The organism is Nocardioides sp. Z50_6 (assembly GCF_058215755.1).
Genome location: NZ_JBZAJB010000001.1, coordinates 231,978 through 251,520, shown reverse-complemented (window position 1 = coordinate 251,520; position 19,543 = coordinate 231,978). Strand labels below are relative to the sequence as shown.

Annotated in this window: 25 protein-coding genes; 15 read left to right on the top strand and 10 right to left on the bottom strand. The window is 72.9% G+C overall.

Annotated elements, in window-relative coordinates; translation table 11 throughout:
* The first annotated feature begins 1 nt into the window (after nucleotide 1).
* From rpsO to AC4BGE_RS01175, 3 genes are all read left to right on the top strand, one after another.
* A complete protein-coding gene (rpsO, locus tag AC4BGE_RS01185) occupies nucleotides 2-277 on the top strand; it encodes a 30S ribosomal protein S15 (protein WP_490569918.1) in 276 nt (91 codons plus the stop codon).
* A gap of 272 nt (nucleotides 278-549) precedes the next feature.
* The gene (locus tag AC4BGE_RS01180; protein ID WP_490569919.1) at nucleotides 550-2,781 is read left to right on the top strand and encodes a polyribonucleotide nucleotidyltransferase; all 2,232 of its coding nucleotides are present in this window, start codon (nucleotides 550-552) and stop codon (nucleotides 2,779-2,781) included.
* Nucleotides 2,782-2,885: 104 nt separating this feature from the next.
* Complete coding sequence (locus tag AC4BGE_RS01175; RefSeq protein ID WP_490569920.1) at nucleotides 2,886-4,166, top strand: M16 family metallopeptidase; 1,281 nt, start codon at nucleotides 2,886-2,888, stop codon at nucleotides 4,164-4,166.
* 25 nt (nucleotides 4,167-4,191) lie between these two features.
* Here AC4BGE_RS01175 and AC4BGE_RS01170 read toward each other — a convergent pair whose 3' ends face one another.
* From AC4BGE_RS01170 to AC4BGE_RS01160, 3 genes are read right to left on the bottom strand one after another with little or no spacing between them, the layout of a single operon-like run.
* Complete coding sequence (locus tag AC4BGE_RS01170) at nucleotides 4,192-4,764, bottom strand: hypothetical protein (protein ID WP_490574103.1); 573 nt, start codon at nucleotides 4,762-4,764, stop codon at nucleotides 4,192-4,194.
* The gene (locus tag AC4BGE_RS01165; protein ID WP_490569922.1) at nucleotides 4,761-5,375 is read right to left on the bottom strand and encodes a transposase; all 615 of its coding nucleotides are present in this window, start codon (nucleotides 5,373-5,375) and stop codon (nucleotides 4,761-4,763) included. Before AC4BGE_RS01165 ends, AC4BGE_RS01170 begins: the two co-directional genes overlap by 4 nt.
* Nucleotides 5,376-5,427: 52 nt before the next feature.
* The gene (locus AC4BGE_RS01160) at nucleotides 5,428-5,943 is read right to left on the bottom strand and encodes a class I SAM-dependent methyltransferase (protein WP_490569923.1); all 516 of its coding nucleotides are present in this window, start codon (nucleotides 5,941-5,943) and stop codon (nucleotides 5,428-5,430) included.
* A gap of 124 nt (nucleotides 5,944-6,067) precedes the next feature.
* Here AC4BGE_RS01160 and dapB point away from each other — a divergent pair, with 124 nt between their 5' ends.
* A complete protein-coding gene (dapB, locus tag AC4BGE_RS01155) occupies nucleotides 6,068-6,814 on the top strand; it encodes a 4-hydroxy-tetrahydrodipicolinate reductase (protein WP_490570217.1) in 747 nt (248 codons plus the stop codon).
* A 9-nt stretch (nucleotides 6,815-6,823) separates the two neighbouring features.
* Here dapB and AC4BGE_RS01150 read toward each other — a convergent pair whose 3' ends face one another.
* The 4 genes from AC4BGE_RS01150 to AC4BGE_RS01135 form a co-directional block, all read right to left on the bottom strand.
* Entirely contained in the window at nucleotides 6,824-7,123 is a 300-nt protein-coding gene (locus tag AC4BGE_RS01150) for an AzlD domain-containing protein (protein WP_490574102.1), read from the bottom strand.
* On the bottom strand, nucleotides 7,120-7,836 hold the full coding sequence (locus AC4BGE_RS01145) for an AzlC family ABC transporter permease (protein ID WP_490574101.1): 717 nt from the start codon (nucleotides 7,834-7,836) through the stop codon (nucleotides 7,120-7,122). Before AC4BGE_RS01145 ends, AC4BGE_RS01150 begins: the two co-directional genes overlap by 4 nt.
* A 21-nt stretch (nucleotides 7,837-7,857) precedes the next feature.
* Nucleotides 7,858-8,088 carry a hypothetical protein gene (locus AC4BGE_RS01140; protein ID WP_490569926.1) on the bottom strand — a complete coding sequence of 77 codons (231 nt, stop codon included), beginning with the start codon at nucleotides 8,086-8,088 and terminating at the stop codon, nucleotides 7,858-7,860.
* 95 nt (nucleotides 8,089-8,183) lie between these two features.
* Nucleotides 8,184-8,729, bottom strand: coding sequence for a GNAT family N-acetyltransferase (locus AC4BGE_RS01135; RefSeq protein WP_490569927.1), 546 nt, complete (start codon nucleotides 8,727-8,729; stop codon nucleotides 8,184-8,186).
* 102 nt (nucleotides 8,730-8,831) lie between these two features.
* On the opposite strand from AC4BGE_RS01135, the gene paaA reads away from it, so the two are divergent.
* Genes paaA through AC4BGE_RS01110 form a run of 5 tightly spaced genes read left to right on the top strand, consistent with a single transcriptional unit; the run spans nucleotide 8,832 to nucleotide 12,376 of the window.
* Entirely contained in the window at nucleotides 8,832-9,788 is a 957-nt protein-coding gene (gene paaA, locus AC4BGE_RS01130; RefSeq protein WP_490574100.1) for a 1,2-phenylacetyl-CoA epoxidase subunit PaaA, read from the top strand.
* Complete coding sequence (paaB, locus tag AC4BGE_RS01125; RefSeq protein WP_490569929.1) at nucleotides 9,785-10,072, top strand: 1,2-phenylacetyl-CoA epoxidase subunit PaaB; 288 nt, start codon at nucleotides 9,785-9,787, stop codon at nucleotides 10,070-10,072. Before paaA ends, paaB begins: the two co-directional genes overlap by 4 nt.
* On the top strand, nucleotides 10,069-10,836 hold the full coding sequence (gene paaC / locus AC4BGE_RS01120) for a 1,2-phenylacetyl-CoA epoxidase subunit PaaC (protein WP_490574099.1): 768 nt from the start codon (nucleotides 10,069-10,071) through the stop codon (nucleotides 10,834-10,836). Before paaB ends, paaC begins: the two co-directional genes overlap by 4 nt.
* A gap of 8 nt (nucleotides 10,837-10,844) precedes the next feature.
* Nucleotides 10,845-11,336, top strand: coding sequence for a 1,2-phenylacetyl-CoA epoxidase subunit PaaD (paaD, locus tag AC4BGE_RS01115; RefSeq protein WP_490569931.1), 492 nt, complete (start codon nucleotides 10,845-10,847; stop codon nucleotides 11,334-11,336).
* Nucleotides 11,333-12,376, top strand: coding sequence for a 2Fe-2S iron-sulfur cluster-binding protein (locus AC4BGE_RS01110; RefSeq protein ID WP_490574098.1), 1,044 nt, complete (start codon nucleotides 11,333-11,335; stop codon nucleotides 12,374-12,376). The genes paaD and AC4BGE_RS01110 overlap by 4 nt, the downstream gene beginning before the upstream one ends.
* Here AC4BGE_RS01110 and AC4BGE_RS01105 read toward each other — a convergent pair.
* Both AC4BGE_RS01105 and AC4BGE_RS01100 read right to left on the bottom strand, forming a co-directional pair.
* Nucleotides 12,364-13,188, bottom strand: a complete 825-nt coding sequence (locus tag AC4BGE_RS01105) for a hypothetical protein (protein ID WP_490569933.1) — start codon at nucleotides 13,186-13,188, stop codon at nucleotides 12,364-12,366. The genes AC4BGE_RS01110 and AC4BGE_RS01105 overlap by 13 nt on opposite strands.
* A 5-nt stretch (nucleotides 13,189-13,193) precedes the next feature.
* Complete coding sequence (locus AC4BGE_RS01100) at nucleotides 13,194-13,808, bottom strand: DUF3043 domain-containing protein (RefSeq protein ID WP_490569934.1); 615 nt, start codon at nucleotides 13,806-13,808, stop codon at nucleotides 13,194-13,196.
* A 133-nt stretch (nucleotides 13,809-13,941) separates the two neighbouring features.
* Here AC4BGE_RS01100 and AC4BGE_RS01095 point away from each other — a divergent pair, with 133 nt between their 5' ends.
* Genes AC4BGE_RS01095 through nadA form a run of 6 tightly spaced genes read left to right on the top strand, consistent with a single transcriptional unit; the run spans nucleotide 13,942 to nucleotide 18,559 of the window.
* Nucleotides 13,942-14,703, top strand: coding sequence for a PspA/IM30 family protein (locus AC4BGE_RS01095; RefSeq protein ID WP_490569935.1), 762 nt, complete (start codon nucleotides 13,942-13,944; stop codon nucleotides 14,701-14,703).
* A complete protein-coding gene (gene pspAA / locus AC4BGE_RS01090; RefSeq protein WP_490569936.1) occupies nucleotides 14,700-14,978 on the top strand; it encodes a PspA-associated protein PspAA in 279 nt (92 codons plus the stop codon). The genes AC4BGE_RS01095 and pspAA overlap by 4 nt, the downstream gene beginning before the upstream one ends.
* 2 nt (nucleotides 14,979-14,980) lie before the next feature.
* Entirely contained in the window at nucleotides 14,981-15,895 is a 915-nt protein-coding gene (gene htpX, locus AC4BGE_RS01085; RefSeq protein WP_490574097.1) for a zinc metalloprotease HtpX, read from the top strand.
* A 3-nt stretch (nucleotides 15,896-15,898) separates the two neighbouring features.
* Nucleotides 15,899-16,474 carry a PspA-associated protein PspAB gene (pspAB, locus tag AC4BGE_RS01080; protein WP_490569938.1) on the top strand — a complete coding sequence of 192 codons (576 nt, stop codon included), beginning with the start codon at nucleotides 15,899-15,901 and terminating at the stop codon, nucleotides 16,472-16,474.
* Nucleotides 16,471-17,337 carry a sensor histidine kinase gene (locus AC4BGE_RS01075; RefSeq protein ID WP_490574096.1) on the top strand — a complete coding sequence of 289 codons (867 nt, stop codon included), beginning with the start codon at nucleotides 16,471-16,473 and terminating at the stop codon, nucleotides 17,335-17,337. The genes pspAB and AC4BGE_RS01075 overlap by 4 nt, the downstream gene beginning before the upstream one ends.
* A gap of 31 nt (nucleotides 17,338-17,368) precedes the next feature.
* A complete protein-coding gene (nadA, locus tag AC4BGE_RS01070) occupies nucleotides 17,369-18,559 on the top strand; it encodes a quinolinate synthase NadA (protein ID WP_490569940.1) in 1,191 nt (396 codons plus the stop codon).
* A 42-nt stretch (nucleotides 18,560-18,601) separates the two neighbouring features.
* On the opposite strand, the gene AC4BGE_RS01065 is transcribed toward nadA, so the two are convergent.
* Nucleotides 18,602-19,510, bottom strand: a complete 909-nt coding sequence (locus tag AC4BGE_RS01065; RefSeq protein WP_490569941.1) for a GNAT family N-acetyltransferase — start codon at nucleotides 19,508-19,510, stop codon at nucleotides 18,602-18,604.
* Nucleotides 19,511-19,543: the final 33 nt, after the last annotated feature.

The window sequence follows — 19,543 nt, the reverse complement described above, 5'->3', positions numbered from 1 at the left end:
CATGTCCATCGGTACTGACGCGGAGACCAAGAAGAAGATCATCGCCGAGTACGCCACGGGCGAGGGTGACACCGGTTCGCCGGAGGTCCAGATCGCGCTGCTGTCGCACCGCATCGCCCACCTGACCGAGCACCTCAAGCAGCACAAGCACGACCACCACAGCCGTCGTGGTCTGCTGCTGCTGGTCGGCCAGCGCCGGCGGCTGCTCAACTACCTGCAGAAGACCGAGATCGAGCGCTACCGTTCGATCGTCGAGCGTCTCGGCCTGCGTCGCTGACGTGGGGGAGGGTCCACTCGTGTCGAGTGGGCCCTCCCGCCGTTTCTCGCTACATTTGAACGCGTGACACCTGCGGGCCCCGGCCCGCGACACAACTGAAAACCCACCACTCAGGAGCGACCCGCCGACAAGGCTCGGTCCTCGGTAGTGGCCCTCAGGACCGTCGCCCTCGTGCGACCGCTGCCTGCGGGCCTCGATCGAAGACCGGCCCATGCCCCGCACGGGGCTTGGTCGTCCGCGGGTGCGCTCCGCGAACAGAAGGGACCCACTACGTGGAACCCACCATCTCCGCCGTCGAGACCGTTCTCGACAACGGCAAGTTCGGCAAGCGCACCGTCAAGTTCGAGACGGGCCTGCTGGCCCGCCAGGCCGCCGGCTCGGTGACCGCCTACCTCGACGACGAGACCATGCTGCTCTCGGCGACCACCGCCTCCAAGCAGCCCAAGGACCACTTCGACTTCTTCCCCCTGACGATCGACGTCGAGGAGCGGATGTACGCCGTGGGCCAGATCCCCGGCTCGTTCTTCCGCAGCGAGGGTCGCCCCGGCGAGGACGCGATCCTCACCTGCCGCCTCATCGACCGGCCGCTGCGCCCGACCTTCAAGAAGGGTCTGCGCAACGAGGTCCAGGTCGTCATCACGGTCCTCTCGCTCGACCCCGACATGCCCTACGACGTGCTGGCGATCAACGCCGCGTCGATCTCCACCCAGCTCTCCGGCCTGCCCTTCTCGGGTCCGGTCGGTGGCGTCCGGGTGGCGCTGATCGACGGCCAGTGGGTGGCCTTCCCGAGCCACAGCCAGCTCGAGGACGCCGTCTTCGACATGGTCGTGGCCGGGCGCGTCACCGACACCGGCGACGTCGCGATCATGATGGTCGAGGCCGAGGCCACCGAGCGGGTCATCTCCCTGGTCGAGGGTGGCGCCCAGGCGCCGACGGAGGAGGTCGTGGCCGAGGGCCTCGACGCCGCCAAGCCCTTCATCAAGCAGCTGTGCCAGGCCCAGGCCGAGCTGGCCAAGGAGGCCGCCAAGCCGGTCCAGGAGTTCCCGGTCTTCCTCGACTTCGAGGACGACGTCTACGCCGCCGTCGAGGCCGCGGCCAAGGACGACACCGTCGCGGCTCTCCAGATCGCGGGCAAGCAGGAGCGCGAGGAGAAGATGGACGCCATCAAGGCGTCCCTGCTGGAGAAGATCGCCGGCGACTTCGTCGGTCGCGAGAAGGAGATCGGCGCCGCCTTCCGGTCGCTGACCAAGAACCTCATGCGGGAGCGCGTGCTGCGCGACAAGATCCGCATGGACGGCCGCGGCCTCGCCGACATCCGTCCGCTGCACGCCGAGGTCGGCCTGATCCCGCGGGTCCACGGCTCCTCGCTCTTCGAGCGCGGCGAGACCCAGATCATGGGCGTCACCACCCTGGACATGCTCAAGATGGAGCAGCAGCTCGACACGCTCTCCCCGGAGAAGCACCGCCGCTACATGCACAAGTACGTCTTCCCGCCGTTCTCCACCGGTGAGACCGGCCGGGTCGGCTCCCCGAAGCGTCGCGAGGTCGGCCACGGTGCGCTGGCGCGCCGCGCGCTGCTGCCGGTGCTGCCCACTCGCGAGGAGTTCCCCTACGCGATCCGCCAGCTCTCCGAGGCGATGGGCTCCAACGGCTCCACCTCGATGGGCTCGGTCTGCGCGTCCACGCTCTCGCTGCTGCAGGCCGGTGTGCCGCTGAAGGCGTCGGTCGCGGGCATCGCGATGGGCCTCATCTCCGGTGAGGTCGACGGCAAGACGGAGTACGTCGCGCTGACCGACATCCTCGGGGCCGAGGACGCCATGGGCGACATGGACTTCAAGGTCGCCGGGACGCGTCAGTTCGTCACCGCGCTGCAGCTCGACACCAAGCTCGACGGCATCCCCGCCGAGGTGCTGGGCGCGGCGCTCAAGCAGGCGCGCGACGCCCGCTACGCCATCCTGGACGTGATGGCCGAGGCCATCGACGCTCCCGAGGAGATGTCGGTCCACGCCCCGCGGATCATCACCATCCGCGTGCCCGTGGACAAGATCGGCGAGGTCATCGGGCCGAAGGGCAAGGTGATCAACCAGATCCAGGACGACACCGGCGCGACGCTCTCGATCGAGGACGACGGCACCGTCTACATCGGTGCCACCAACGGCGAGGCGGCCGAGGCGGCGAAGGCCGCGGTCAACGCGATCGCCAACCCGACGATGCCGGAGATCGGCGAGCGCTACCTGGGCACGGTCGTGAAGACGACCAACTTCGGTGCGTTCGTCTCGCTGATGCCGGGCAAGGACGGGCTGCTGCACATCAGCAAGCTGCGCGGCCTGGCCGGCGGCAAGCGCGTCGACAACGTCGAGGACGTCGTCTCGGTGGGCCAGAAGGTCCAGGTCCAGATCGCCGAGATCGACGACCGCGGCAAGCTCTCCCTGGTGCCCGTCGTCGAGGACGAGGGTGCCGCCGAGGGGTCCGAGGCCGCAGGGCAGGACGCCGAGACCGAGTGACCACTCGCCCCAGGACGACCGGCCAGCAGTTCTCTGCTGGCCGGTCGGCCGTTTCCCAGTCCCTTCCGTCCCAGCCGGTGGGGTCGACGCGCACCCTGCAGACGGTGAAGGACCCGGAGGGGCACGTCACCTCCCGCGTCCGGCGCACCCTGCTCCCCGGCGGTCTGCGGGTGATCACCGAGCAGATGGCGGGCGTCCGCTCGGCGAGCATCGGGGTGTGGGTCGCGGTCGGCTCGCGGCACGAGTCGCCGGCGCTGCACGGCTGCTCGCACTTCCTGGAGCACCTGCTCTTCAAGGGGACCCGGGAGCGCACGGCCATGGACATCTCCGTGGCCCTCGACGCGGTGGGCGGTGAGTTCAACGCCTTCACCGCCAAGGAGTACACCTGCTTCCACGCCCGCGTCCTGGACGACGACCTGCCGCTGGTGGTCGACGTGCTGGGCGACATGATCACCAGCTCGCGGCTGGCCGCCGAGGACGTCGAGGCCGAGCGCGAGGTGATCCTGGACGAGATCGCCATGCACGACGACGATCCCGACGACGTGGTGCACAACCTCTTCGCCCAGCAGGCCTGGGGGGACAGCCCGCTGGGGCGTCCGATCGCCGGCACGGTGGAGACGATCGGGTCGATGACCCAGGCCCAGATCGCCCGCTTCTACCGCCGCCACTACCGGCCCGCCGCGATGGTCGTCTCGGTGGCCGGCAACATCGACCACGCCTCGGTGGTGCGTCAGGTGCGCCGGGCGTTCGACCGCAACGGCTTCCTGATCGGGGACGAGTCACCGGTGCGACCGCGGACCGGCGCTCGGGCGCGTCGCGTCGTCCCCGGCACGGCGGTGGCCCACCGTCAGCTCGAGCAGGTCAACCTGGTGCTGGGGATGCGTGGGATCACCCGCGGCGACCCGCGCCGGTTCGTGCTCGGCGTCCTCAACACCGCCCTCGGCGGCGGCACCTCCTCACGCCTGTTCCAGGAGGTGCGGGAGAACCGCGGGCTGGCCTACTCCGTCTACTCCTTCGGCAGCCACCACGAGGACGCCGGCCTGGTCGGCGTCTCGGTGGCCTGCCTGCCCGCCAAGGTCGACGAGGTGCTCGCCGTGGTCCGCGCCGAGCTGGCCCGGGTGGCCGCCGAGGGCATCACCGAGGAGGAGGTGAGCCGGGGCAAGGGCCAGCTGCGCGGCAGCGTGGTCCTGGGCCTGGAGGACAGCGGAGCCCGGATGTCGCGGCTGGGCAAGGCCGAGCTGGTCCACGGCGAGCTGCTGAGCATCGACGAGGTGCTCGGCCGGATCCAGTCGGTCACGGTCGAGGAGGTGCGCCAGCTCGCCGCGGAGCTCTTCACCCAGCCGGAGATCCTCGCCGTGGTGGGCCCGGAGGGTTCGGCCCACTAGTCCCCGCCGGCTCGTCAGGGGCTCGTCAGGGGCTCGTGAGGAGCAGGGCGACCCCCGCGCAGGCGGCGGCCCACAGCACGCTGACGAAGGTGCCGATGAGGAAGCGCTCGGCGATGCCGCTGTGCTCCTCGTTGCGCAGCTCGGGATAGCGACCCAGCCCCTTGACGGCGAGGCTGATGGCGATGCCCTCCGGCCAGCGGCCGAGCAGCGAGGCGACCACAGCCAGCCGCTCCAGGGCGCCGATCCACGCGCCGCCGCGCAGCACCTCCGCCGCCCGGCGCACCGAGCCCGCCCGCTGGTCCCCGGGGCCGTCCACCAGCCGGAAGACGGCGGTGGCCAGCGGGCTGCCTCCCAGGACCGCCAGCACCGCGCACAGCCCGGTCAGCAGGACCTCGAGCCCACGCGGCGAGGAGGCCAGCCCCGGCTCCAGGGCGGCCGCGAGCGCGGCCACGCCCACCAGGAGCACCTGGAGCCCGGCGAGCCAGGGCGAGCGGTCGACCCACCAGCCGACGGCAGCGACCAGGATCGCCCCGGTCAGCAGGAGCAGGCAGGTCCAGGCCGTGGCGGCGAGGTCGGGCGCGGCGAGCACAGCGGTCATCCTCGACCCTCCAGCCAGTCCCGGGCCAGTGCGGTGACCAGCTCGCGGGCCCGGCGCGACTCCACCAGCCCGGCCGCGGTGGCCCGCTGGCTCACCGCCGACTGGGAGATCCCCAGGCGCCGGCCGGCCGCCTCGTAGGAGAGCCCGCCGTCGACGAGGTCGGCCACCTCCCAGCCCTTCTCGCTCCGGCGGCCCAGGACGGCCGCCCACAGCCAGCAGACCGACTCCAGGTGACGGGCCAGCGGGGTCGCCCCCGCCACCCGCAGCTGCCACGGCGCCTGACGGGTCGAGGAGACGGCCTCGCGGGCGGCCACGAAGGCCGGGCCGCGCGCCTCCCGGGTCTCACGGGGCAGGGGGGTCTGCACGCCGTCCAGCCCGACGCCCACGTGCCAGCGCCCGTCGCGGAGCAGCACCTCGAGAGCGGGAGCAAGGGCGGCGGGGTCGTCCAGCACGCCCTGGAACTCGTCCCCGGCGGTGCGCTGGAAGGGCAGCAGGGTCGGCACGGAGCCGAGGGCCGCCAGCGCGGCGGGCACCGCGTCGGGGGTGCGGCGGCTGTCGCGCTGGTCGACGGTGAGGACGATGCCGCGCAGCAGATCAGGCTCCGGACTCATGTCCAGAAGTATTAGGCAAAAAACTTATAACAACAAGAGATAAGTTCAGAACCTAACGGCGGCCGATGACTCCGATGACCGGCGGGGCCTTCTGCTCGACGATCGAGACCCGGAAGCCCGCCCCCGCGAGGGCGGCCGAGGTCTTCTCCACGATGTTGGGGACCAGCTCGGGCCGGACCGCCTCGTAGAAGAGGAAGACTGCTCCTCCCGGGACCAGGCGCTCGTGGAGCAGCGCGACCTCGTCCTCGCAGGGCCGGACCCAGAAGAGGTTCACGTTGAAGGCGAACACCTTGGTCAGGCGCTTCACCGGGACCCGGAGGGTGGCGAGGTCGATCTGGCGCACGGTCAGGCGGCCGGACTCGACGTGCTGGGCGTTGCGTCGCTTGGTCCGGTCCACTCCCGACTCCGAGCGGTCGATCGCGAAGAGCTTCCCGCCGTCCAGTCGCGCGCAGATGAGCTCGGCTCCGGCCCCCGGACCGCAGCCGATCTCCAGCACCTGATCGTTGGGTTGGACGTCCATCAGGTCCACCGCCCACCGGATCCGGGGCGGAATCGTCTGGGATGCCATGGTGGACAGCCTGCCATCACCGGGTCCCCGAGTCAGCCACCGGCACCCCCCCAGATTCGGGTGCTCCGCGGGAGAGACGGCGGTCGGCGATAGATTGCCTGCCGTGAGCGCACAGCGAGAGACGATCCGTGTCGGTGTCCTGGGAGCCCGGGGGAAGGTCGGCCGGGAGGTGTGCCGAGCCGTCGCTGCGGCCCCCGACACCGAGCTGGTGGCCGAGGTCGACGCCGACGACGACCTCGAGGCGCTGGTCGCGGCCGGCGCCGAGGCGGTGGTCGACTTCACCCATCCCGACGCGGTGATGGGCAACCTCGAGTTCTGCATCCGCCGCGGTATCCATGCGGTGGTCGGGACCACCGGCTTCGACGACGACCGCCTCGCCACGCTGCGTGAGTGGCTCGGCCCGGAGCCCGCGTGCGGCGTCCTGATCGCGCCCAACTTCTCGATCGGCGCGATCTTGATGATGCGCTTCGCCGCCCAGGCGGCGCCCTTCTTCGACTCCGTCGAGATCGTGGAGCTCCACCACCCCGACAAGGCGGACGCGCCCTCGGGCACGGCGCGGCGCACCGCCGAGCTGATCGCGGCGGCCCGGCGGGACTCGGGCGCGGCCCCGATGCCGGACGCCACCTCGACATCGCTGGAGGGGGCCAGGGGTGCCTCCGTCGCGGGGGTCCCGGTCCACGCCCTCCGGGTCCGCGGGATGGTGGCCCACCAGGAGGTCGTCCTCGGGGGGCTGGGCGAGACCCTGACCCTGCGGCACGACTCGATGGACCGGGCCTCCTTCACCCCGGGCGTGCTCGCCGGCCTGCGGGCCGTGGCGGACCACCCGGGGTTGACGGTGGGGCTGGAGCACTTCCTCGACCTGCCCGCCTGAGCGGCCGGCTCAGAGCAGGCGGACCAGCGCCGCGGCCAGGGCGGCGCCGAAGACCACCACCAGGAACGGGGCGCGCAGCAGCAGCGCCACCACGGCGAAGGCCAGGCCGGCGAGCCGGGCGTCCACGACGAGCGTGGAGCCCTCGCCCAGCACCTGGACCGCCAGCAGCGCCGCCAGGAGCGCGACGGGGATCAGGTCGGCGGTGCGGGCCACCACCGGGCGCTCCAGCACGGCCGGCGGGACGCAGAGGCCCGCGAGCTTGAGGAGGTAGCAGGCCAGGCAGCCCGCCAGCAGCGCGGCCCACATCATCGCGGCCCCCCGGTGGCGCCGGAGGTGCGCAGGGCGCCCACGAGGAGGGCCACCCCGGCGGCTCCCAGGACCGGCACCCCGGCGGCGGTGATCGGCACCAGGCCCAGGGCCACGGCCGCGGCGAGGACCGCGACCACGCGGTTGCCTGCCGTGTCCAGCCGGGGCCACAGCAGAGCCAGGAAGGCGGCTCCCACGGCGGCGTCGAGGCCGTAGTCACGGGGGTCCCCGAGGGCGTTCCCGGCCAGCGCGCCGACCAGGGTGGCGAGGTTCCAGAGGACGAGGACGCCGAGCCCCGTGGCCCAGAAGCCGGTCCGGGCCGCGGCGGTGGTGTCCCGGGTGACCGACATCGCGGTGGACTCGTCGATGACCACGTGGGCGCCGGCGAGCCGGGCCCAGCCGCGCAGTCGCAGCAGCGGGGCCAGGCGGAGCCCGTAGAGGGCGTTGCGGGTCCCGAGGAGCGCGGCGGTGGCCGCGCCCGACCACGCGCTCCCGCCGCTGGCCAGCACGCCGACCATCGCGAACTGGGAGGCGCCGGTGAACATCAGCAGCGACAGGGCGCAGGTCTGCAGCACGCTGAGTCCCGCGGCCACGGAGATCGCGCCGAACGAGACGCCGTACAGGCCGGTGGCCAGCGAGACCCCGAGGGAGTCGCGCAGGATCCCGGCGCGCTCCCGGTCTGGCGCCTCGCGGGGCGGGGGGAATGAGTCAGGCACCCCGGGAGGCTAGCCCGAGGCTCAGCGCCGACGACCCTGCAGGTGGGACCTGCTCCGGGTCCGGTGGGCGTGGGGCTCGTGCACCAGCAGCCACGCCACCGCCATGCCGGCGAGCACCCCGCCGGTGGCGCCCCAGGAGACCAGGACCGGGACCGGGTCGAGGAGGCCGGCCCACAGGCCGAGGCCGGCGAAGACGACCAGGGCCGCGGCCACGACCGCGAGCTGATGGAGGCGGGGGAGTGGTCCTAGCACCGGAACCTCCTGCGGGGCGGGCCCGGCACCACTGCCGGACACTTCCCATAGTGCTCTCATCCCGGCGGAAAGCAACTGTTGAATCGTGGACCGGCCTAGCCGATGGCGGTGTGCAGCCTCACCTGTCGCAGGCGGTGCGTCCCGCTGCCGTCGAGGTCGAGCTCGCGGTGGGCGCCGTCCGGGGCCCAGCCGGCCTGGGTCAGGAACTCCCGGAGGGGGTCGTTGCGGGTCTCGACCCAGGTCACCGCGCGGGTGAAGCGGTCGGCGACCAGGGTGTCGACACAGGCCTGGAGCAGGCGGGAGCCGTGCCCTCGTCCGCGCTCGGACGGGTCCAGGGTGAGCTCGGAGAGCTCCCCGTCGCGCACCGGGTCGCAGTCGGGGTCCTGAGCGGGGGAGGTGAGGGCGAACCCCACCACGCGGTTGCGCTCCAGGGCCACCAGGACACGGTTGCGAGCGTCCGCGGGCCGGCTCAGCGCCGCGTGCCACACCGGGGTCAGCTCGTCGGGGTCCTGGGGCAGGACGTCGGTCGGCACGACGTCCGCGTACAGGTCCGGCCAGGCGCGGACCTGCAGCGCGGCGATGGCAGGAGCGTCGTCGGCCCAGGCGACACGGACCGAGACGTCGGCGGAGGGGGTGCTCATGGGGACATCCTGCCGTGCCGTGGGCGCCGGGCCGGCACGGCGCTCGTTACAGTCCAACTACACATCTACACAGAGGTGTCATATGAGTGCTAGCGTCGTGACATGGGTGGGCAGCCAGAGCACACGTCGCGGTTCGACCGGCTCCTCGTGGACGAGGCCAGGGTGGAGCCGTCCGACCCGATGCCCGAGGACTACCGGCAGACCCTGGTGCGCCAGATGGCCCAGCACGCCCACTCCGAGATCATCGGGATGCAGCCGGAGGGTCGGTGGATCGCCTGCGCGCCCAGCCTGCGCCGCAAGGCGATCCTGATGGCCAAGGTGCAGGACGAGGCCGGGCACGGGCTCTATCTCTACGCGGCCGCCGAGACGCTCGGCGTGGACCGGGCCGACCTGCTCGACCGCCTGCACACCGGGCGGCAGAAGTACTCCTCGATCTTCAACTACCCCACCCTCACCTGGGCCGACGTCGGCGCGATCGGCTGGCTGGTGGACGGGGCGGCCATCGTCAACCAGGTCCCGCTGTGCCGCTGCTCCTACGGTCCCTACGCCCGGGCGATGGTGCGGATCTGCAAGGAGGAGTCCTTCCACCAGCGCCAGGGCTTCGAGCTCCTGCACACGCTCTCCCACGGCACGCCGGCGCAGCGGGACATGGCCCAGGACGCGGTCGACCGGTTCTGGTGGCCGAGCCTGATGATGTTCGGGCCGCCCGACGACCGCTCCGCGCACTCGGACCGGTCGATGGCCTGGGGCATCAAGCGGTTCTCCAACGACGAGCTGCGACAGCGGTTCGTCGACATGACCGTGCCGCAGGCCGAGGCGCTCGGCCTCACCCTGCCCGACCCACAGCTGCGCTGGAACGAGGAGCGTGGCCACTACGACCACGGCCCGATCGACTTCGACGAGCTGGCCCGGGTGATCGGGGGGCGGGGGCCGTGCAACGCGGCTCGGCTGGCCCACCGGGTCCGCGCCCACGAAGAGGGCACCTGGGTCCGCGAGGCGGCCGCGGCCTACGCCGCCAAGCACCCCGACGGCCGGGACGACGAGCCGGGTGCCGCATGACGGCCTGGTCGGAGCCCCTCTGGGAGGTCTTCGTGCGTCCGCGCCGCGGCGTGGCCCACGTGCACGCCGGGTCGGTGCACGCCGCGGACGCCGAGCTGGCGCTGCGCAGCGCGCGCGACGTCTTCACCCGGCGCCAGGAGGGTGTCTCGCTGTGGGTCGTCCCGGCCTCGGCGCTCACCGCCAGCACCCCCGAGGAGCAGGAGTCGTTCTTCGAGCCCGCGGCCGACAAGGTCTACCGGCACCCCACCCACTACAAGGTGCCCGAGGGGGTCGAGCACCTGTGAGCGCGCCCGCACCCTCGCCCGGCACGGTCCAGGTCCTCCTCGCCCTCGGCGACGACGCGCTGGTGGCCAGCCAGCGTCTCTCCTGGTGGATCAGCCGCGCCCCCACCCTGGAGGAGGACGTGGCGCTGGCCAACATCGCCCTCGACCTGCTCGGCCAGGCCCGGATGCTGCTGGCGCGCGCCGGGGAGCTCGAGGGCGCCGGCCGGGACGAGGACGACCTGGCCTACCTGCGCGACGGGCGCGACTTCCGCAACGTCTGCCTCGTGGAGCGGACCGCGCACGACTTCGCGACGACCGTGGTGCGGATGCTGGTCCTTTCCACCTGGCAGCTCCGGCTCTACGCGGCCCTGCGGGCGAGCACCGATCCCGTGCTCGCCGCCGTGGCCGCCAAGGCGGTCAAGGAGGTCGCCTACCACCAGGACCACGCCCGGACCTGGGTGCTCCGCCTCGGCGACGGGACCGAGGAGTCCCACCGGCGGGCCCAGCGGGCGGTGGACGAGGAGTGGCCCTGGGTGGCGGAGCTCTTCGACGGCTCCTGGGTGGCGCCCGAGGTGGTCGCGGGTGGGGTGATGGCCGACCCCGCCGCCCTGCGGCCCGGCGTGCTCGACGCCGTGGCCGGCGTGCTGGACCGGGCCACCCTGAGGGTCCCGGAGGTGCCGGCGGCGGTGGCCGCGGGCCGGTCGGGCCTGCACACCGAGGAGCTGAGCCCGTTGCTGGCCCAGATGCAGCACGTGGCGCGCGCGCACCCGGGGGCGTCGTGGTGAGCGCGCCCGTGCACCCTTCCGCAGCCCCGTCCCGGGCCTGGCGGGTGGCCGCCCTCGTCGAGGATCCGGAGCTGCCGGTGGTCACCCTCGAGGACCTCGGCATCCTGCGCGAGGTGACCGAGGACGACCGGGGCGGGGTGCGGGTGCGGATCACCCCCACCTACTCCGGGTGCCCCGCGATGGAGACGATCCGCACCGACCTGGTCGCGCGGCTGGGCGAGGCGGGCTACCGGCCGGTGCACGTCGAGCTCGTCCTGGCCCCGGCCTGGACCACGGACTGGATCACCGCGCGCGGGCGCCGGCGGCTCGCCGAGCACGGGATCGCCCCGCCCGGTCCGGTCACCGGGTCGGGCCCGGTGCCTCTCGCGCTCTCGGTCAGGTGCCCGCGGTGCGGCAGCACGCGGACCCGCGAGGCCAGCCGTTTCGGCTCCACCGCGTGCAAGGCGCTGCGGGTCTGCCGCGACTGCCGGGAGCCCTTCGACCACCTCAAGCCCCTGTGACCGGCCACCTGCTCGAGGTGGCCGCGGTGCGGCCGCTGACCGCCGACGCCATGGAGATCGAGCTCACGGTCCCCGACGACCTGCGTGCCGCCTTCGCCTACCAGGCCGGTCAGCACCTCACCGTGCTCTGCGACGACGGGGTGCGCCGCTCGTACTCGCTGTGCAGCCCGCCGTCCGCGCAGCGATGGCGGATCGGGGTCCGCCGCCTGCCCGGGGGCGCCTTCAGCGAGGGCACCGCCCCCGCGCTGGCCGCGGGGGACGTGCTCGAGGTGCTCCCGCCGGCCGGCAGGTTCCTCGTGCGCCCCGACCCGACCCGACGCGCGTCCTACGTCGCGGTCTCCGGCGGGTCCGGCATCACCCCGCTGCTCGCCATCGTCACCACCCTGCTGGAGGAGGAGCCGGGCTCCGACGTGACCCTGGTCTGCGCGGACCGCACCTCGGCGAGCGTGATGTTCCTCGACGAGCTGCACGACCTCAAGGACCTGTTCCCCCGGCGCTTCCAGCTCATCCACGTGCTCTCCCGGGAGGAGCAGGAGGCGCGGCTGCTCACCGGGCGCCTCGACGCGGAGCGGTTCGGGGCGCTCCTCGACGCGCTGGTGGCGCCCGCGGTCGACGAGTGGTTCCTCTGCGGGCCCCAGGCCATGGTGGCCGCGCTGCGCGACCTGCTGGCGCGGCGCGGCGCGCGTCACGTCCACACCGAGCTCTTCCACGCCGACCCGCCGCAGCCACGTGCCTCCCGCCGGCCGGCGGCCGGGCGGGGCTCCTCGACGCTCGACGTCCGGCTCGACGGGCGGGCGTGCGAGGTGGTGCTGCCGGCGACGGGGATGAGTGTCCTGGAGGGGGTCGCCGCGGTGCGCCACGACGTGCCGTTCGCCTGCAAGGGCGGCGTCTGCGGCACCTGCCGGGCCCGGGTCCTGGAGGGGGAGGTCGAGATGGACCTCAACTACGCCCTGGAGGCCGACGAGGTGGCCCGCGGCTACGTGCTCACCTGCCAGGCGCACCCGGTGAGCGCCCGGGTCGTGCTGGACTACGACGCCTGAGGGGAGGGCGCCCGAGTCCCGGGGCGGATGCCGGCCGCGCCGGCGACGGCCAGCACCAGCCCGGCGACGACCGCGGGCAGCCAGCCGGGACGCGTCGCGTCCCCGAGCAGGACCAGGCCCACCAGGGCCGGCACGAAGGTCTGGGCGGTGATCATCGGTGCGGTGGCGGTGGTGACCAGGCTGCCGGCCAGCCCGCGGGAGTAGAGCCAGAAGGCCACCAGCCCCAGCGCGGGCACCAGCACGGCGGCGGCCAGCATCGACGGCTCCGGGTCCCACCCCACGCCGCGGACCGCCAGGGCCGACCCGGCGTAGCCGAGGCCCGCGCCCCACCCCAGCAGGCTGCCGCGGGACGCCGGGAGGGATCCGAACCCGACGACCAGCCCGACCAGCAGCGCGAGCAGGAGACCCGGCAGCCACCAGTCGGTCCGCACCTCACCGGCCGGGCCGGCGGCGCGGGCCAGCAGCACGATCCCCAGGGTCACCGCGACCACGCCTCGCCACGCGCCGCGGGGGAGTCGTCCGTCCACCCGGATCGCGGCCAGAGCGGTCACCGGGAGCGAGAGCGCCACCGTCGCCTGGGCGAGATAGAGGGGGAGCCACCAGATGGCGACCGCGTGCAGGACGAAGCCGGCCAGGTACGCCACCACGACGAGGATCAGCTGCCGGTCGCGCACGCCCGTGCGCAGGAAGTCGGTGAGACCCGGCGCGTCGGGCAGGCGGCGCACGGCGCTGGCCTGGACGACCGCTGCGAGGCCGAAGAGCACCGCCGACACGACGCCGGCGGCCAGCCCCCAGGCCGTGTGCGCCGTCACGTCGCTCAGCGGTAGTGCTCGGGGAGCTTGTCGCCGATCTTGACCTGGGGCTTGGGCAGCCGCAGGAACTTCATCTGCATGGCACGCATGAGGGCGTAGTACGTCGTCCCCTTGGTCGGGGCGTCGGGGAACCGGCGCTTGAGCTCACCGCGCAGGCGGAACCGCATGAAGATGCCGTCGAGGACGATCATCGCGACGCCGCCGATCAGGATCAGGTTGCCGATGCCGACCAGCGTGGCGTTGCCGGTCCAGCCCAGCACCAGGGTGACCAGCATGACCGGGATCAGCAGCTCGACGACCGAGAGACGCGAGTCGACGAAGTCCCGGATGAACCGCTTCACCGGGCCGCGGTCACGGGCGGGGAGGTGGCGCTCGTCGCCGGTCTTCATGGCCTCCCGCACCCGGAGGTTGGTCTCCTGGCGTGCGGCGCGCTTGGCCGCGGCGACCTCCTTGCGGGTCCGCGGCACCTTCGCACGGGCCCGAGCGGCCGCCTCCGCCTCCTTGCGGGTGGGCGTGGGGCGGCCCTTCGGTGCGGGTCGCCGGGGGTCGGGGGTCACCTCGACGGTCTCGACGGGCGCGGAGGACTCCGCGGACTGTTCGGACTTCGCGCGACGGAGCAACGGGCGGCCTTCGTGAGGAGTAGCGGGGGAACCCCGCCATGATACCGCCCGGGGTTGTTGAGACCGGTCTTGCCCGTGGCCCTAGGGTGAGGGGACAGCACCAATGACCAGCACGAGGGAGGGGCCCGCCCCCATGAGTCTCATGAAGCGCATCAGCCTGATCTTCCGGTCCAAGGCCAACACGGCCCTGGACCGTGCCGAGGACCCCCGGCAGACGTTGGACTACAGCTATCAGCGTCAGCTCGAGCTCCTCTCCAAGGTACGCCGTGGCGTCGCCGACGTCGCGACCAGCCGCAAGCGGGTCGAGCTCCAGGTCAACCAGCTCACCCAGCAGGCCGACAAGCTCACCGGCCAGGCGCAGAAGGCCATCGACATGGGCCGCGAGGACCTCGCCCGCGAGGCGCTGACCCGCAAGTCGGGGCTGGCCACGCAGATCCAGGACCTGCAGGCCCAGCACGCCCAGCTCCAGGCGGAGGAGGAGAAGCTCACCCTCGCCCAGCAGCGGCTCCAGGCCAAGGTCGAGTCCTTCCGTACCCGCAAGGAGACGATCAAGGCCACCTACACCGCCGCCCAGGCGCAGACCCGGATCAACGAGGCCATGTCCGGGATCGGCGAGGAGATGGGCGACGTGGGCCTGGCCATCCAGCGGGCCGAGGACAAGACCGCCCAGATGCAGGCGCGGGCCGGGGCGATCGACGAGCTGCTGGCCTCCGGTGCCCTCGAGGACGTCTCCCAGGTGGGTGGCGGCGACGACATCGCCCGCGAGCTCGACTCCATGAGCTCGACCGCCGACGTGGAGGCCGAGCTGGCCAGGCTGAAGTCGGCCAAGGCGCCCGAGGCGCTGGAGTCCGGCGACGGGACGGCGGAGTCCACCACCGAGGGGGAGGCCCGATGATCGTCCGGATCCTCGGCGAGGGGCAGTTCGACGTCCCGGACTCCGAGCTGGACCGGCTCAACGAACTGGACGCCGCGGTCGAGGCCGCGGTGGAGGCCGGTGCGGAGGAGGAGTTCCGCTCCGCCCTGGCCGCGCTCCTCGACGGCGTCCGCGGCGTCGGGGCCGCGCACCAGATCGACAGCCTCGACGAGTCCGACCTGATCCTCCCGATGGCGGACGCCGAGCTGACCGAGGTGCGCGCGATGCTCAGCGACGACGGCCTGATCCCCGGCTGATCATGTCGCACACCCGATTCATCAAGGACAACGGGCTCACCGCCCGGATGACCTTGGTGATGTTCCTGCTCGGCGCGCTGCTCGTCGGTCTCGTCGTGGCCCTGATGTACATCTTCCCGCCCGGCTACGCGCCCCTGATCGGCATCGCCGGCCTCGCCGTCGCCTTCTACCAGTGGTGGAGCTCGGACAAGGTGGCGATGCGGGCGATGCGGGCGCGCGAGGTCACCCCCGAGGAGGCGCCCGAGCTGCACGGCATGATCGACCGGCTGTGCGCGATGGCCGACATGCCCAAGCCGCGGGTGGGTATCGCCGACATGGCGATCCCCAACGCCTTCGCCACCGGCCGGTCGCCCGACCGGGCGGTGGTCTGCGTGACCACCGGCATCCTGGGCAAGCTCACCGCCGAGGAGCTGGAGGGCGTGCTGGCCCACGAGCTCTCCCACGTGGCGCACCGCGACGTGCTCGTGATGACGCTGGCCTCCTCGGCCGGCATCGTCGCGGGGATGCTCACCCGGGGCGCCCAGTTCGGCGGGATGACGCGGAACCGGGGCAGCAACAACCAGGGTGCCGCCGCGGCCTTCGCGATCGCCCTGGTGGTCAGCCTGGTGGTCTACGCGGTCAGCTTCTTCCTGACCCGCCTGCTCTCCCGGTACCGGGAGATGTCGGCCGATCGCGCCGGCGCCTACCTCACCAGCAAGCCCGCGGCCCTGGCCTCGGCGCTGCAGAAGATCACCGGCGAGATGTCGGCGATCCCGGAGCGCGACCTGCGTGGCACCAAGGCGATGAACGCCTTCTTCATCGCCCCGGCCGTCAGCGGCGCCTCCCTGCGCACGATCACCGCCACCCACCCCTCCCTGGAGACCCGGCTCGAGCACCTGGCCCGGATCCAGGCCGAGCTCTCCCGTCCGGCAGGCTGAGCCGTGGGTCTGTGGGACTCGCTGCTGGGACGCTCCCAGCCCAAGGCTCCCGACCTCGACTCGCTGTTCCTGGTGCCCAGCGCCGCGATCACGCTGCAGACCGCGGCCGGGCTGATGCCCACGGGCAGTGGCTCGGTCTGCTACCGCGCGGCCTCGGGGGCGGCCTTCGCCCAGACCCAGGACGACGTGGTCGCGCTGCTGCGCGACGACCCGCAGGCCCCGGCGGCCACGACCACCCAGGACCCCTACGGCTACACCTGGCTCGTCGTGGAGGGCGACCCCGACGACGTCGCGGGGCTGTGCACGGACCTGCACGCGGTCAACTCCAGCCTGGGGGCCCAGGGGTTCGGCCACTCCCTGCTCTGCACCCTGATCCCCTTCCAGGGCCCGGACGGACGGCGGGTCGGGCTGGTGTACCTCTACAAGCAGGGCACCTTCTACCCCTTCGCGCAGGTGCCGGGGGAGAAGCGCCGCGACAACCTGCTCGAGCTCAACGTGCGCGACCTGCTGGCCGGCGAGCTTCCGATGGAGAAAGACCTCCAGAGGTGGCTCGCGGTGTGGGATGCTCCGGGACTGTGAGCGACGACACCTCCAGCACTCCCTCCGCCCTCTGCGACGACACCTCCGGCGACACCTCCGGCGGCGTCCCGGACGTGAGCGCCGACCTGCAGCGGCTCGCGACCGCGCTCAGCGACCCTGACGACCTGGCCGCTCTGCGCCGGGTCGAGGCGGCCTGCGTGGCCGCCGACGCGGTGGCCTTCGAGGCCGGCGAGGCGCTCGCCCGGGCCGAGGCCGAGGTCGCGCGCGTCGCCAGCCAGGTCGCCCACGACCTCAACAACCCGCTCGCCGCCGTCGCCATGTCGCTGGAGATCGCCCGGGACCAGGTGGAGGACTCCCAGCAGCTGCTGATCTCGCTGCTGGAGCGGGCCAGCGGGAGCGCGGCCCGGATGAAGCGGATGACCGCCGACCTGCTCGACCACGGCCAGGATCCGGCTCCCGGCACGACCGACCTGCAGGCCGAGCTGGAGGCGGTGCTGGCCGCGGTCTCCGACCTCGTCCCCGGCGAGGTCGCGGTGCTGAACCCCCTGCCCACCGTCGCCGGGGGGCCCGCCGACTACCGGGTCGTCCTGGTGGGGCTGCTGGAGAACGCCGTCAAGTTCGCCGCCGAGTCGGTCCCGCTGCGGATCGAGATCAGTGCGCGCCAGCAGGACGGCGAGTGGCGCATCGAGGTCGCCGACAACGGGCGGGGCATCGCACCGGAGGACCGCGACCGCGTGCTCGAGCCGATGGTGCGCCTCGACAAGAGGGTGCCCGGACTGGGGCTGGGGCTGTCCACCGTCCGGCGGATCGTGGGGGCCCACGGTGGCCGGGCCGGCGTCGAGGAGAGCGGCTCGGGCGGGACCACGGTCTGGTTCACGCTGCCGGTGCTCGGCGCCGCCTGAGGGAGCGGGGCGCTGCCCGTAGGATGCGGGCATGACGATCGACCTGCCCCTCCTGCCCCTCCTGCCTCTCGGGAAGGGCCGGGACCTGGACGCGGAGCGGGGCGTCGAGTGCCCCGGCGACCTTCCGGTGGCCTCCGACCCCACGCTGGTGGCCCGGGCGCGCGCCGCCAAGGAGGCGCTGGGGGAGCGGGTCTTCGTGCTCGGCCACCACTACCAGCGCGACGAGGTCATCGCGTTCGCCGACGTGACCGGCGACAGCTTCAAGCTGGCCCGGGAGGCGGCGGCGCGGCCGGCGGCCGAGTTCATCGTCTTCTGCGGCGTCCACTTCATGGCCGAGTCGGCCGACATCCTGACCACCGACGACCAGCAGGTGGTGCTGCCCGACCTGGCCGCCGGCTGCTCGATGGCCGACATGGCGCGGCTGCCGCAGGTCGAGGACTGCTGGGAGGCGCTGACCGAGGCGGGCATCGCCGACTCGGTGGTGCCGGTCACCTACATGAACTCCTCGGCCGACATCAAGGCGTTCTGCGGCAAGAACGGGGGAGCGGTCTGCACCTCCTCCAACGCTGACGTGGCCCTGGAGTGGGCCTTCGCCCAGAAGGGCGGGCTCGACTCCGACGCCAAGGTCCTCTTCCTGCCCGACCAGCACCTGGGGCGCAACACCGCGGTCCTGCAGCTCGGCATGGAGCTCGGGGACTGCGTGGTCTGGAACCCGCTGCTCCCCGGCGGGGGGCTCACCCCCGAGGAGCTCCGCGACGCCCGGATGATCCTGTGGCGCGGCCACTGCTCGGTCCACGGCCGCTTCAGCGAGGACGTCGTCGACGAGCTGCGGGCCGCACACGCCGACCTCAAGGTCCTGGTGCACCCCGAGTGCCGCCACGAGGTGGTCCTCAAGGCCGACCTGGTCGGCTCCACGGAGTTCATCATCAAGACGATCGAGGCCGCTCCGGCCGGCTCCACCTGGGCGATCGGCACCGAGCTCAACCTGGTCAAGCGCCTCGCCGACGCGCACCCGGACAAGAACATCGTCTTCCTCGACCGCAACGTCTGCTACTGCTCGACGATGAACCGGATCGACCTCCCGCACCTGGTCTGGGCGCTGGAGTCGCTGGTCGCCGGCACGGTGGTCAACCGGATCGAGGTCGACCGCGACACCCAGCACTGGGCCCAGATCGCGCTGGAGCGGATGCTCGCCCTGCCGGGGCGCTCCCAGCGCGACTAGGACGGGCGCCGGCCGCCGGGAGGTCGACGCCCGCGCCGGCCCTCAGAGCAGGGCGCCGTGGTGCAGGTAGGGCGCCGGCGGCTTGAGCCCGCGCAGCCCGAGGTAGCCGTCGAGCCGGACCGCCAGGCCCGCCTCCATCCCGACCTCGAGCGCCCACTGGTTGGCGCCGGTCACGTGGCCGATGCTGGTGCTGCGACCGGCCGGCACCCCGGCCAGGGCGTCCCAGAGGAGGCGTGAGGCGGTGCGCCGGTTGTCTGCGGCCAGGACCTGCACGCCGTCGAGGTTGCTGTAGGAGTAGCCACGCCCGGTGCGGTGGTCGATCACGCGCAGGCGGTGCACCGAGCGCAGGAACTCGTGGTCCTGCCCGCGCCCGGCGCCGCGGGCCGAGCGGTCGAGCGAGTCCATCCACTCCTGGTCCCCGGCGGTGCCGTCCCGCAGGTGGCGCAGCTCCGGCAGGGCGCTGCGGTCGACCGTCCCCTCGAGCACCATCTGCGGGTGCAGGTCGAAGCCGGCCAGCCGGTAGCGGCGTGCCGCCCGCGGGTCGGAGGAGGCGCTGAGCATGCCGCGGACGCAGCCGCGTGAGTGGCCGAGCGCGGCGTCCAGCAGGGCCTTGCCCAGGCCCAGGCCCTGCCACCGGGGCGACACGGCGTACGTCGACAGGAACCAGGTGGTCTCGCGTCGGAACGACGTCGCGAACCCTGCGACCTCGCCGTCCTGCTCGGCGACCCAGCACCCGCCCGCGTCCCGTTCCAGGAACCGGGAGGTGCGGGCGATCCAGATCTGCGCCGCCTGCACCGAGCGACCCCCGGAGACCTCACGACCGGGCGGGGCCAGGCGCCGCTCGAGGTCGAGGAACGCGTGGGAGGAGAGCCTCTCCACGATCCGCAGGTCGTCGTGGCGCATCGGTCGGATCCGGACGTCGAGGGGGACGGATTCCGGGACGGTTGTCATGACCACGGCATCGTACGTCGGCGCGCGGGGCCG